The organism is Chloroflexota bacterium, assembly GCA_020161265.1.
In the GTDB taxonomy this organism is placed as follows: Bacteria; Chloroflexota; Chloroflexia; order Chloroflexales; family Herpetosiphonaceae; genus Herpetosiphon.
On sequence record JAIUOC010000004.1, the window covers coordinates 219098 to 231643 of the forward strand.

Annotated in this window: 11 protein-coding genes; 1 reads left to right on the forward strand and 10 read right to left on the reverse strand. The window is 50.1% G+C overall.

Annotation, left to right across the window (positions count from 1 at the left end; all coding sequences use genetic code 11):
• Positions 1–265: 265 nt before the first annotated feature.
• The 10 genes from LCH85_10860 to LCH85_10905 all read right to left on the reverse strand — a co-directional run bounded on the left by LCH85_10860 (position 266) and on the right by LCH85_10905 (position 11678).
• On the reverse strand, positions 266–2404 hold the full coding sequence (locus tag LCH85_10860) for a proprotein convertase P-domain-containing protein (GenBank protein MCA0352482.1): 2139 nt from the start codon (positions 2402–2404) through the stop codon (positions 266–268).
• Positions 2405–2440: 36 nt separating this feature from the next.
• Positions 2441–3055 carry a deoxynucleoside kinase gene (locus LCH85_10865; protein MCA0352483.1) on the reverse strand — a complete coding sequence of 205 codons (615 nt, stop codon included), beginning with the start codon at positions 3053–3055 and terminating at the stop codon, positions 2441–2443.
• A gap of 232 nt (positions 3056–3287) precedes the next feature.
• Positions 3288–4178, reverse strand: coding sequence for an aldo/keto reductase (locus LCH85_10870; protein ID MCA0352484.1), 891 nt, complete (start codon positions 4176–4178; stop codon positions 3288–3290).
• A 58-nt stretch (positions 4179–4236) separates the two neighbouring features.
• Complete coding sequence (locus tag LCH85_10875; GenBank protein MCA0352485.1) at positions 4237–4590, reverse strand: (2Fe-2S)-binding protein; 354 nt, start codon at positions 4588–4590, stop codon at positions 4237–4239.
• Positions 4591–4813: 223 nt separating this feature from the next.
• Positions 4814–5353: an N-acetyltransferase family protein gene (locus LCH85_10880; protein MCA0352486.1), complete on the reverse strand. Its 540-nt coding sequence runs from the start codon at positions 5351–5353 to the stop codon at positions 4814–4816.
• Between the two features lie 63 nt (positions 5354–5416).
• Positions 5417–6565 carry an acyltransferase gene (locus LCH85_10885; protein MCA0352487.1) on the reverse strand — a complete coding sequence of 383 codons (1149 nt, stop codon included), beginning with the start codon at positions 6563–6565 and terminating at the stop codon, positions 5417–5419.
• 548 nt (positions 6566–7113) lie between these two features.
• Positions 7114–8280 carry a CoA transferase gene (locus LCH85_10890; GenBank protein ID MCA0352488.1) on the reverse strand — a complete coding sequence of 389 codons (1167 nt, stop codon included), beginning with the start codon at positions 8278–8280 and terminating at the stop codon, positions 7114–7116.
• Between the two features lie 44 nt (positions 8281–8324).
• A complete protein-coding gene (locus LCH85_10895) occupies positions 8325–10379 on the reverse strand; it encodes a glycosyltransferase family 39 protein (GenBank protein ID MCA0352489.1) in 2055 nt (684 codons plus the stop codon).
• A complete protein-coding gene (locus tag LCH85_10900; GenBank protein MCA0352490.1) occupies positions 10376–10801 on the reverse strand; it encodes a GtrA family protein in 426 nt (141 codons plus the stop codon). The genes LCH85_10895 and LCH85_10900 overlap by 4 nt, the downstream gene beginning before the upstream one ends.
• 139 nt (positions 10802–10940) lie before the next feature.
• Positions 10941–11678 (reverse strand): glycosyltransferase family 2 protein, encoded by a 738-nt coding sequence (locus tag LCH85_10905; GenBank protein ID MCA0352491.1) that lies wholly within the window; start codon positions 11676–11678, stop codon positions 10941–10943.
• Positions 11679–11858: 180 nt separating this feature from the next.
• Between LCH85_10905 and LCH85_10910 the strand changes: the two genes are divergently transcribed.
• Positions 11859–12428, forward strand: a complete 570-nt coding sequence (locus LCH85_10910) for a DinB family protein (protein ID MCA0352492.1) — start codon at positions 11859–11861, stop codon at positions 12426–12428.
• Positions 12429–12546: the final 118 nt, after the last annotated feature.

Sequence of the window (12546 nt, forward strand, 5' to 3'; positions counted from 1 at the left end):
TTGAGCGGCGGTTGGATTACTTGGGGCAGCTTGAACTGGCTTGAAAGCCCGTAAACTACCAGTTAACCCAAGTAAAGCGATCATGAGGCCAATAAACCCAATCCGTAGACGCATGCAAACCTCCTAAAACAAGGCTTTTGCTGGGGCAATAATGAAGGTGGGATTGAGTTAGGATAGGCTACTTTTTAACCAATTGCAAGGGTGAATTTAGGGGCATTGCGCCAGCCTAGGCATCCCCAAGCTGGCGCAATTGAGTTCGTTATTTTTAGCGGTCAATCGTATTCGGTATGGTCGTAGGGGTGGTGGTTACCGCCCAAGGTTGTTTAGGGCTGGGCACTGATGGACCTTCAACAATAACCAACGGCAAATATTGGACAATATTGGTTGGTGGTGGCATGGTCGTGGGCGTTGGTGTAATCGTCGGTGTTGCAGTATTAGTTGGTGTTGGGGTGATGCTTGGTGTTGGTGTAATCGTTGGCGTAATTAAGTTGGCGTTAATACACCCAGTAACTTCTATATCATCAAATGCAACCCCGGCAAAATTATCGGTTGAGTTACTGCCAAAATTCCATTGTAGTCGCAGGGTATTACCAGCAAAAGCCGAAAGATCATGACGCTGGAGACCCCAGCCAGTACTTTGCTCGACGGTAACAACTGGGTTACCTACATCAACGCGCATCGCAGCACTTTGATGGTTAAATAGGACTGATCGCATTTGAGAGCCAATAGCTGTTACCAGATAAAAATCGTTGATGCCACTATCAAGTTGGTAGCGTTGCTGCCAACTCGCATAAATCGGCCCGCTAACATTGGTCAAATCAACGGCTGGCGTATACATCGTCATAAGGGCACTATTTGGGTAGTTGCCAGTTAAATTGGTATTCCAGCTATTTTCGCCGCTATAAGCACCAACAATTGGTGGGCTATTGCGATTGCCCCAAACCCATTCGTCAGGATACGGTTCATGGATAAAGCCGCCATCATCGGCTTCGAATTGGCTGCTATAGATCACGCTACGCACCATCCCGACTGGGCAATCGTTTGGTGCAGGCATACCACAAATCCGCAAGCCCCAGCCATTCAATTGGCCAGCATTTTGGTCGGTATCATCATAAATCGTCAGCGTCCATTGGCCTTGGGCTTGTTGTCCCGCCAGCCAATCGAGGCTGAAATTCGCTTCTGGTGAAAAATGAATGCCGTTCAAATTGTTATAACTACCAAGTGACAAGGCTGCTTGCTGATCAATCACGAGATTAACATTGGGGCGCTGAGCGCTGCCAATATCGGTGAAGAGCGTTATCACATTGCCATCCGGTGTAGTTAGGGTCACATCCAAATCAGGCATGAGCGCATGCTCTAAATCAAGCAATACATCAATATCAGCAATATTGGTTGCTTGGTCAACCGTTAAGCTCGATTGGATCATTCCTGCGTTAGGGCCAATCGCTTGGGTGGCAGTTTGGCTCATAAAGGTTTGGCAATTGGCTTGAGTCGTTGTTGCCGGCAGAATCAACACTTGGGCCATATAGGTAGCTTGTAAGCCAATATCAACCGCCGAACCAATCTGAATTTCATAGGTTCCGGCTTGTTGCACCGTCATCACATTGGCTTCGGCATTTGGGGAAACACTGTTGTTATCATTGGCTTCAAAATACATCGTATCGATTAGCCCAAGCCTTAGAAACCCATTCCAGGTTGTGCCATCACGCTCAGGGTCAAAATCCACCGTGGCGAAAATTGTGTCGCCAGGATTGACGTTAAACTGATAGCGATCAAGATCGTTGCTGGCTGAAAGTACACCGCTAATGCTAGCTTGGGTTGTAATGGTTTGCGGCACTTGATCGTTTGGTTCTTGTTCGCTAATGTTCGTGCTCAAAACCCGTACATATAAATCGTAAGGTTCGACAATTGTAGTAGGCGTGCCACCCTCAAGCTTAATAAAGTAGCTGCCAGTCGTCGTTATTGGTTGCGAGCTAATTACCGATGAGCCATTGGTGTGCACGCCATCGCTCAAATCGGTTTCAAGCAGCACAAGATTCTCCGCAGGGTCAGGATTGCTGCCGATCGAGGCATATAAATGGAGTGTTGTATCGCCAGAAGCGATACTGGCCCGCGTAATCGTTGCTAAAACTACCCGTTGGCCAGCCGTCAAATCGATTTTAAAGTAATCAACATCGGTTTGCTGAATCGAGCCGCGCACAACCAAACTACCACCAACCAGCAGATTGGCTTCAAGTGGTAAGTCGTTAAATTCTTGTTCTTGGATGCGGGCAAATCCATGCGGAATTGTGGTTTGTTCAGGGGTTTGGGGCTGGGCTTGAGCCACATCCCTCGGGTTTTGCAGGGTTTTTCCAACGGTGATCGTCAACAAAAGCGTGATGATCAAGCCAACACGGAAACGCATATAACCTCCAAAATCTTCATCTAACTCAGGTCTATGTTACTCGGTTATTATACTAAGTTTTGTAAGAATAGTTTCAATCAATTGGCGTTGCTGTTCGCTAGTTGGCAAAGCGTTGCTGCTCCAATCGAGGCTGAGCAAGGGGGTAGTAACTGTCGCTGTCCAACGATCAAGCAATGCGCCAAGTTGGGCTAAATCATCGCGCTGGGCGATTTCCAATGGGCGATTGCGCTGCTCATAACGCTGAATAATTACATCTAAGGGGGCATCAAGCTTGATGATCAAATCGGGCTGCCCAAGTCCAGCTCTTAATTCAAGATATAACCGTCGGCATAACGCAAATTCGGCAGCACTCAAATAGCCCTGTTGTTGAAAATGCTGGGTAAAAACCCAAAAATCTTCATCAAGGCCGCCATCTTGTACCCCAATGCCAGCTTGCGCCCGAATCGCTCGCTCCTGTTCGGCACGCAGTAAGAGGTAATCGAATTGGTTGGCAAGGGCATAACGTTGGAGATTTTGGGCAAATAGTTGTTGAAATGGCCGTTCGGCGTGGCTCTCTAAAGCTGCAAAAAACCGCGGATCACGGCATAAGAGATTGGTGAGGGTCGTTTTGCCAATCCCAGCGTTGCCCACAATGGTAATTAATTTGCCCATGATGTTGTCCTTGATTGTTGATTAATTCGTTGCTGTTGTACCCGAAACAGGCCAAAGTTGCAACTGCAAGCAACATCAGGGCAAATTCCCCAACCACTGAACCATGCAATTAAAATAATCGTCTGCGCTCAGCTGTATTGTGGCAGTTTTGCCAACCCAGGGCTATAGTTGAAAAGTCCTATTTCTACTACTAGAGTAGCAAGCACCATCGTTAATGATGCTTGCTGATTGCTTAGATCTGGCCGACCCAACCTTGATCATGAGCCTGAAATTGGCTGGTGAGGTATTGGTAGAGTTGAGGTTCAAGTGGGCCTTGTTGCAATAATGCTAAATTGTGTTGCATATGCTCAAGGCTGCGCGAGCCAACAATACAGCTATGTACGCCAGGGGTGTAGGCCGTGAAGCGCAGCGCAATGCTCAAAAGTTGATCAGGATCGAGATCAAGTTGCATAGCTTGGAGCCGTTCCCAATACACTTCAGCATAATCGCCAACTGGCCGTTGCGCAAAACGCCACGCAACGTTGGCCACTGGGCGTTTAGCAATTACGCCGATTTGGCGTTGTTGGGTTTGGGGCAATACTTGGCTGATCACCCGTTGATCAGTGAGGTTCACCGAGCATTCAATCGCGCCAAAATGGCCTGATTGCACCGCCCAAGCCAAGGGCGCATTATCGCCAGAATAGGCGGCAACCCGTACTTTGCCCGCTTGAACCGCTCGTTCAAGTGCCTCAATTACCTCGCCTGCCCGTAGGGTTTCGACTGGACAAGAATGAAAATGCACAATATCCAGATAATCGGTATGCATCCGTTGCAACGCCGCATCAATTCCAGCGGTGATGATTGGGCTCGTCCAATCGTCGTAGCCCTCAATGCCATAGCCAATTTTGGTTGAAAGCACAAACTCATGGCGACGTTGCTGGAGATGTCGCCCGATCCGCTCCTCGGAAAGGCCATAGCCGCGTGCCGTATCAATTAAGTTAATGCCTAAATCAAGCAATCCATGCAGCAACTTGGCTGCTTCTGCTTCAGTTAATTCGTTTCCACCAATGTGGCCAGCGCCAAAGCCTAGCGCTGAAACCTGCAAACCAGTTGAGCCAAATTCGCGCAGCAACGGAGAGTTCATCGAATTCCTATTCAACCAAGCATCTCAGCATGGAGATCCTTGGTGCAATGCGAGTTAATCAAGCATTCAGCCATTCAGGGGCTGGGGTAAGTTCATCGGCGGGGCGGGGCCCAGGGTCAGGCAAGCCCGATGCACTCAAGGTTTGTAAGGGTTGGAGCTGCATGTCATGTTCACAGAGAATTTGGCAAGCCAATCGCACGCCAGTCAGTTTGGCCTCAGCCAATTTAAACGATTCAGCTTTGGTGATGGCTTGGGGTTCGCCAGCCTGAAACTCAACCCGACAGGTTGTGCAACGGGCATTGCCACCACAGCGATGCAAAATATCCACGCCATGATCTTCGAGGGCATTAACCAAACGTGTGCCACTGGCTACCTCAAACACTGTTTGCGAACCAACCGTAATCTGGGGCATGCTCCACCTCCTAGAAATTATGTGAATCGCCAACCCGCTCTCTAGCTATTCATTGTAATGGCTTATAGCATTAAAACCTACTATTCTTTGTTGAATGGGTGACTATTCCCGATTGCGCTTGAGGCAAATATGAGGTAGATATAAGGTCTTCAGCTCTTGGCATTTTCTGCGCCTTTGTGTTCTGCGTAGATCAAAACTGATCCCTCACGCCCGACCACTGCCCCTAGTTTACGCCAAATTTACGTGGCTCGGCTGGAGCTTGATCGCCAGTTTGTAATTGATATTGCCACCAACCAACATCATGCCAACGCTCGTGTTTAAAGCCTGCTTGGCGATAAACCCCAACTGGCATAAAACCCAGTGCCTCGTGCAAACCAACACTTTTAGCATTGGGCAAAGTAATACCAGCATAGGCCGAATAATAGCCAAGCCCATGCAAAATCGCTAAAAGCTGTTGGTATAACGCCCGACCAACACCTTGGCGCTGGGCAGTATTGGCCACATACACAGTGGTATCGACCGACCATTGATAGGCTGCCCGCGTTCGGTGTTGGCTAGCATAGGCGTAACCTTGCACCACCGCCTGTTCATCACACCAAACCAGCCATGGGTATGCTTCGAGCGTTTTACTGATACGCTGAGCAATTTCAGCGCTGGTTGGAGCCACAACTTCAAATGAAATTACCGTTTGCTCAACAATTGGGGCATAAATCGCCTGAATTGCCGCCGCATCAGCCACCGTCGCAACACGAATTTCAGCCATAGCCACCTCAACTAAAAAGAAACCAGCCCTCTTCATGATAGCTGAAAAGGGCTGGTTTGAAAGTTAGGCAGCGTCAGCGTTGAGGGCTGGGCGAACTTCTGGATCACGCGGCTCAACCGCAGGCTTGGCATTGTTTTTCAGCGACATTGGATGTTCAACCACAATAAATAACGCTGCACCAACCACCAGCGTCAAGCCAAACATCAACGGCAAGATCAGCCAAAAGAACCAGCCAGCCGTCGGGGTAGCAGGCAGCAACTTACCAAGCAGCATAAAGCCTGCATGTAAGGCCAAGCCATGAATCAAATAATATGAATAGCTCATATTGCCCAACCAACGCAGTGGTGTCCACGAAAGCGCTTGTTTGAGCCACGATTCAGTTTGGCTAAAACAGTGCCAGCATGCCAGCAAAAAGCCACTGAAAATTAATGTAAAACGAATCGCATTGCCCAACATTCCAGTCAGCGGCAACAACGGCGCACAGGTTCCCATAACTAAACCAAGCAAGCCAAGCCAAGCCGCTGGAGTACGCTCGCGATACGATTCCAACAATTCGTGCAGCAAAATGCCCGCAATAAACATCGCCAATTTCAGCGGGCCTTGCCAGATGATACAAACGGCGGTGAGCACCACGCCAACCACGCTGAAAAAGCCGATCCGCCATTGGGGGGTTTTGCCACGCAAGCCAATCGCGAGGACGATGACTGGCATAATCAGATAGTAAAATACTTCATAGCTCAGTGACCAAGCCACCGTAATCATTGGCTCAATCGGCAGCAATCCAGGCAAAAAGATTAAGTTTTGAATGAAATAGAGCGTTGCAGCAGTTACGCCACTGGGGATTTTGCTTTCAGCCGGAAAAAGAATTGATAACCCCAGATAGACCATGAAAATCACAAAGAACGTCGGGTAGATCCGCCGAATTCGTCGCCCAATAAAGCCCATATACGCTTGCTCACGTTTAATCAACGAAGCATAGATCAAATAGCCACTGAGCACGAAAAATAAATCAACCCCAGTGTTGCCAACCATTGCCAAAGCATTATTAATCGTTGCGGTTGGGCCATCGCTGAATAACCACGGCTGAATTGAACTACGAAAGTGCACCAAAAACACCAAAAAAACTGCGATTCCGCGCAAGCCTTCCATTGAGCGCAGGTTGGTTCCTGCTAAACCACGGGCTAGCTCAAAGCGCTGCCGAAAAAATGCCATAATGCCTCCTCAGCAAAATTCGCCAACCAATCGACGCCCACACTGCAAAAAACTCAGAACTCAAAGAATCACTGCCACAGGCAGCAACAATGCCAAACAGTTCAGCGTCGATGGAATATCAGTGCGAGGATCGCAGGCTGCGATTGATACGACCTAGTATAGTAGAAATGAATCAATTGATCAAGAACTCGATCTAAATAAAAAAGCAACTTTATCGTCAAAAATAAAGCTGCCTCCTTACATTATTGGTGCTAAAATTAGCTTTAGCCGGTCAATTATCATTATTCATCGAATGCAGATTAATTCTGCTTAGTATTGCTTGTTTGGCCCTGTTCAATCAGAATATTGGCGTTAATTTGGGTCTTGTTGATCGCAATCGAATGACTATTAATAATATTTAATGAATTCGATTATTCAAACCATGCTCAGGCTGAACATTTGACAAAAATAGCCCAAAATCAGCAAACAAGCGTTCGTCCAGCATCAACGATCCTAACAGGTATTGGTACTAGCAACTTTAGCAGAGTCATGGCGGGGTTGCAATTAAATCAGTCGGTTTTAGATGGTACTTTTGGGTTAAATTGTTGGTGAATTTCTTGGCTATGTTGTCCCAGTAGTGGTGGGGCCAAACGAATACTTGCGGGTGTTGCCGAGAATTTAAATGGAATTCCTAAGACTTTTAAATCACCAATCGTTGGGTGGGGCACGCTGACCACCATTTCACGAGCCAACACCTGCGGGTCGTTCAACACTTGGCCAACGCTGCGCACTGCGCCCACCGGAATGCCCGCCGCTTGAATTAACGCCACCCACTCGGCACTTGGTTTTTGGCTAAACTGGTGATTCAGCAAATCAACCAATGCGCTGCGGTGCTGCACTCGTTGCGGGTTGGTGCTAAACCGTGGGTCTTCGGCCCAAGCTGGTTGTTGCAAAACAGCACATAACTGTTGCCATTGGCGATCATTGCCGACTGCCAAGGCAAACGCGCCATCGCTAGCCTCAAAGGTTTGGTAGGGCACAATCGTGGGGTGGGCGTTACCATAGCGGATTGGCTCCTCGCCAGTTACTAAATAGGCACTGCCAACATTCGCCAGCCAAGCTACTTGCGCTTCCAACAATGAAATATCAATATGTTGGCCCAAACCTGTGCGTTCTCGGGCATACAGCGCCGCCAAAATCGCGTTGCTCGCCAACATTCCAGTGGTCAAATCAACGACGGCAACTCCAACTTTGCTGGCCTCGCCCTCGGCTGATCCTGTGATGCTCATCAAACCTGCGGTAGCTTGCACAATAAAATCATAGCCCGGCAGCTCAGCCTCAGGCCCAGTCGCGCCCATACCGCTAATCGTCAGGGTAATCAATCGAGGATTTTGCTCGCGCAGGCTGGCTAAACTCAAGCCAAAGCGTTCGAGTGTGCCAGGCCGAAAGTTCTCAACCAAAATATCGGCGTGGTTGGCGATTGTGCGAATCAACGCAGCATCGGCGGCAGTTTTGAGATCGGCGACCAATGAGCGTTTATTGCGATTGACCGCCAAATAGTAGGCGCTCTCGCCAGCAACAAACGGCGGCCCCCAGCGGCGGGTATCATCGCCTTGCGGCGCTTCAACTTTAATGACATCAGCGCCAAGATCGCCAAGAATCATGGTGCAATATGGGCCTGCCAGCACCCGTGAGAGGTCGAGCACTAGCAGGCCATCGAGCGGAGAACTCAGCATTGAGCAGTACCGTTAACTAGAAGGAAGCAACTTCCTCAGGCGAATTATTCGCCACAACGATACAATGATGAATTGTTTTGAGCAAATTGTGCGCCGCCAGCATTGCCATTCGTGGGCGCTGCTTGGGCGTTGGGCATTTGGCCATTAGGCAGATCAAGGCCCGCTTGACTGCTCGGTGCATCAGTGACTGCTGTACAGTTTTGTTGCACCCAGGTTTGCACTGATGAACTACCACCACGGCCAGCACCGCCCATACCGCCAGTCATGATATAGCGCAATTTGCCGTCGGCCACCAACTGGGCAATATCAGCGGCATCAACCACCGGATCACTACCCGAAAAACCGCCCATCATCAAAACAGGCCGCCCAGTTTCAATGACCAGCGATGAACCCATCATCGAGCTTGGCACGGCAAGCATATAGTAGGTGTCGCTAGTACGCTCTTGCAGATAGGTTGCCAAAGCGCTGGTGCTGCTGCTATCTGAGCGGTTGCGATTGCCAGCAAAGCCCGCTGCAAAGCCAGTGGCATTGGTGGTTGGGGCAGCAGCACTGGGCAAGGTTGTATTCATTTGCTGCATTGCCGACGTTTTGTAGGCCCATTCGCTAGGGATGAGCAGAATCGCGGCGATGCCAACCGTCGTTGCCGCCACCCGCCACGAAGCTCGGAACGCCAAGCCAACCGCTACCAGCGCCAAACCCAGCGCCAGCGAGGGAATCAGCCAGCCGCTGACGCTGGGCTGAGCAGCAATCACTTGCACTACCAAAGCCGCTGCTACCAAACCGATCAGCCATAAACCAACGATCTTGCTGGTGCTGCGTCGCCAAACCGTGATGCCAATTGCCAGTGTGCCAGCAATTGCCGGAGCAATCGTAGCGCTGTAGTAGCCATGTGAAAAGCCAGCGAAACTCAGCACCACAAAAGCGGTAACCAGCCAACCTGCCCAGCCCCAAACATCGGCATCGGGCCAGCGGCGTTGCTTGATGTAGTGGGCAGCCAAGCCAACCACGGCGAAGAGTGCCGCTCCTAGCAACCAACCAATGTTAGTGTTCATTGGTGAACTGAACATTCGGAATAAACCCGATTCGCCGCTATCCATGCCTGGGCCACCGCCGCCAGTGCGGCCAGTTGGGCCACCAAATTGGCCGCGCATGCCTTCATCGGTCATACCGTTGGGCGGAGTTTGCGCGTTGCCATCGGTAGCATTGGGTCGCTGGCGATCATCAGTTGTTGGATTTGCGCCGCCCATACCTTGGCCTTCGCGTCCAGTCAAGCGCTCAACTCCGTTGTAGCCCAAAATTAAGTTGACAACCGAGTTGGTATCGCTGCTGCCGATGTATGGCCGTTCGCTGGCCGGAACCAGATCAACCGCAATCGCCCACGAAAAGCTGACCGCTAACAGCACAAGTGTGGTCAAACCAAGTTGCCAAATCTTGCGCCACCAGCCAGTTTTAGCGGCAAAAAAGTACATCGCATACAAGGCGGGCAAGGGCAAAAAGGCCTGCATCATTTTGATATTAAAGCCGAGGCCAACCACTGCGCCCGCCAATAACAAATATTTAGTGCTGGTGCGCTCGGTTGCCACCAAAAACAAGGCCATCGCACCAACCAAGGTCACAATCAACAACGCATCAAGATTATTAGTACGTTCGACGGCGATGCTAATTGGGCTGATCGCCTGAATCGCTGCCGCCAATAAGCCTGCCGACCGCCCCCAGCGTCGTGCCACAATCCAATAGAGCAGGCCGATTGTGGCTAAACCAGCCAAAACTTGTGGCAGCACCACCACTGTGCCGCTGACCCCAAACAACTTACCAAAAATCGCCTGAATCCATAACCCTAGTGCTGGCTTGTCGATTGTGACTGAGCCACCAGGCTCGGCTGCTGCAAAGAAGAAGTTATGCCACGATTGGGTCATGGCGACGGTAGCGGCGGTGTAGTAGGTATTGCCCTCGGCTACAGCATCGAAATTCTGCAAACGCAACCAGCCAGCAAATAGCAAAATGATACTCAGCAGGACCAACGCTTGGCTACGGGTTAATTGGGCGATGCGCCAAGCCAATGGGCGGCGCAGATTGCTCGTCGTGGTTGATGCGCTCATGCGACCACCTCATGCTCAAGATTAAATGTCCAAATTCGATTCAAACCAAAATTCCACGCAAAACCAACCATCGTCGCCACTCCCTTGGCCAGCACATAGCCATGGCTTTGCCAAAGATCATTGAGCGGAGCTTCGGTTACGGCCACAATCAAGGTATTGATCACCAAGGCGCTCAAGCTAATCGCACCAAAGCGTAAAAACTGTGGCAACCAAGCAGGATTATTACTGGCAAACGTCCAACGGCGGTTCCACCAAAAGTTATTGATGATGCCGACGCTGTAGGAAACGATGTTGGCCAGAATTGTGGCCCAGCCCAGCATTTTGAGCATACCCAGCAAGATCAGATCGACCAAGGTTCCGCTGAGGCCAACCAAAGCGAAACGCCACCAACGTTGCCGATCTTCAGCGATTAAAATAGTCATGGAAACATCCTCCGACCGTGGTTTTGTAGCTACCATTGAATAGCCATGACGTACCGCTTCGATCTCCATTGATGTGGCTTGCGCAAACTTGAGCGTAAACAGCACAGCGCAATTGGTACACAACTGGCTTAATCTCGATTTAGAGGGTGGCGGGCTTGGTTGTGCGACGCTCGCGATTGAGCACGCGATAAAGCTGCAATAATTCGCGAAATGCGCGGAGAATCACGCTCAATTTGGCCCCAGTTGGGTTGCCTGCGACTCGTGGACGATGACCAACAATCGCCACTTCGGCAATCTGAAAACCTGCCCGTTTGGCCCGTACCAATAATTCAGCGCTAAAGGTTGCTCCGCGTGATTGCACCTGTTGGCGCAGCGTATCGATCACCCGTTGATCGAGCATTTTGAAGGCGCAATCGATGTCGCGGGCGGTGTAGCCAAACAAAAGCGTCACCAAATGGCTCCAGCCCCAGCCATTCAAACGGCGTAAAACTGGGTCGCGCCGCGGTGCACGATAACCCACCACCAACGGCGCATGATGGCGACGTGCCACCAATTTTTCTAATTCAGCCAAATCAAATTGACGATCAGCATCACAGAAAAAGACTAATTTGCCAGTGGCGTTGGTTAGGCCTGTCCAAACTGCTGCGCCATAGCCTTGGTTCATTTCGTGGTTGATCAAATGCACCTGCTGATGACGGGTAGTTACATCGCGCACAACGTTGGCTGTCTGATCGTGGCTGCCATCATTGACCACCACAATCTCACCGTTCAAGCCAAGGCTATTGAGCACTTGAATGGCATCGAGAATGCTGGCTTCAATATTTTCGGCCTCGTTATAGGCCGGAAAAACAATCGAAAGATCAGGTTGCGAATCCATTGGCGAGCCTCCTAAACACACGAGCGATTGGTGGTCGGTGCTTGTCATAGCACTAGAATGTTTGCTTGGCTTTACTATCGGCTAGCCGTGTGAAAAAATCGTGAATAAACATCGCTAAATTTGTGTAGAAGCTGGGGTAAACTTAATACTGTTTCAACTCGGCAATAGGAGTGGTGTGTTATGATCGATTTTGGGCCGTTGAAGGAAGGCAAACTAACATTGGGAGAGCTTGGGGCAAGCTTGAGCAAGCAAGATCTATGGGATGCAACCGACGAGATGATCGGTGACCTGCTCGGTTTATTAACTGATGCGGTTGATGCCGATATCGTCTTTGTGCCATCCGATCCCAAGGCCAACGATCCAGGAGCTTCCGAGGAAGAAAAGGATATGGCTTGGACGTTTGGTCATTTAATTTGCCATGTGACTTCGAGCAACGAAGAAGCTGCCTTGACCGCCTTGGCCATGGCTTCGGGTATTTTGCCCAATGAACGTTTGCGCTATGAAACCCCGTGGCGCGATTTGCAAACCCTTGAGCAAGCTCGCCAACGGCTCGAAGAAAGCCGCCGTATGTGCCTGAGCATGCTCGATGCCTGGCCCGACCAACCGCATCTTGAAATTAGCAAAGTGTTGTATGAAGCTTGGGGGCCACTCAACGCTCATGGCCGCTACTTTCTTGGTTTGAAGCATTTAAACGATCATGTTGAGCAATTTCATGAAGTAATGCGCCAAGCCAAAGCCGCCCGCAGCTAAGCATTACCGCGCCCCCTCTCAACTCCTCAAATACAACAAGCACTGATCTTAAATTCTTAAGATCAGTGCTCACTACTTTAGACCTCATTGTGCCTAGCGTGCCATCGTGCTCCCCGCA

Bases quoted from the DNA above. Each gene is read 5' to 3' on its own strand.
- LCH85_10895 (MCA0352489.1), bottom strand. From the start codon at position 10,379: ATGAGCGCATCAACCACGACGAGCAATCTGCGCCGCCCATTGGCTTGG.
- LCH85_10870 (MCA0352484.1), bottom strand. From the start codon at position 4,178: ATGAACTCTCCGTTGCTGCGCGAATTTGGCTCAACTGGTTTGCAGGTT.
- LCH85_10910 (MCA0352492.1), top strand. From the start codon at position 11,859: ATGATCGATTTTGGGCCGTTGAAGGAAGGCAAACTAACATTGGGAGAG.
- LCH85_10900 (MCA0352490.1), bottom strand. From the start codon at position 10,801: ATGACTATTTTAATCGCTGAAGATCGGCAACGTTGGTGGCGTTTCGCT.
- LCH85_10875 (MCA0352485.1), bottom strand. From the start codon at position 4,590: ATGCCCCAGATTACGGTTGGTTCGCAAACAGTGTTTGAGGTAGCCAGT.
- LCH85_10860 (MCA0352482.1), bottom strand. From the start codon at position 2,404: ATGCGTTTCCGTGTTGGCTTGATCATCACGCTTTTGTTGACGATCACC.
- LCH85_10905 (MCA0352491.1), bottom strand. From the start codon at position 11,678: ATGGATTCGCAACCTGATCTTTCGATTGTTTTTCCGGCCTATAACGAG.
- LCH85_10880 (MCA0352486.1), bottom strand. From the start codon at position 5,353: ATGGCTGAAATTCGTGTTGCGACGGTGGCTGATGCGGCGGCAATTCAG.
- LCH85_10890 (MCA0352488.1), bottom strand. From the start codon at position 8,280: ATGCTGAGTTCTCCGCTCGATGGCCTGCTAGTGCTCGACCTCTCACGG.
- LCH85_10885 (MCA0352487.1), bottom strand. From the start codon at position 6,565: ATGGCATTTTTTCGGCAGCGCTTTGAGCTAGCCCGTGGTTTAGCAGGA.
- LCH85_10865 (MCA0352483.1), bottom strand. From the start codon at position 3,055: ATGGGCAAATTAATTACCATTGTGGGCAACGCTGGGATTGGCAAAACG.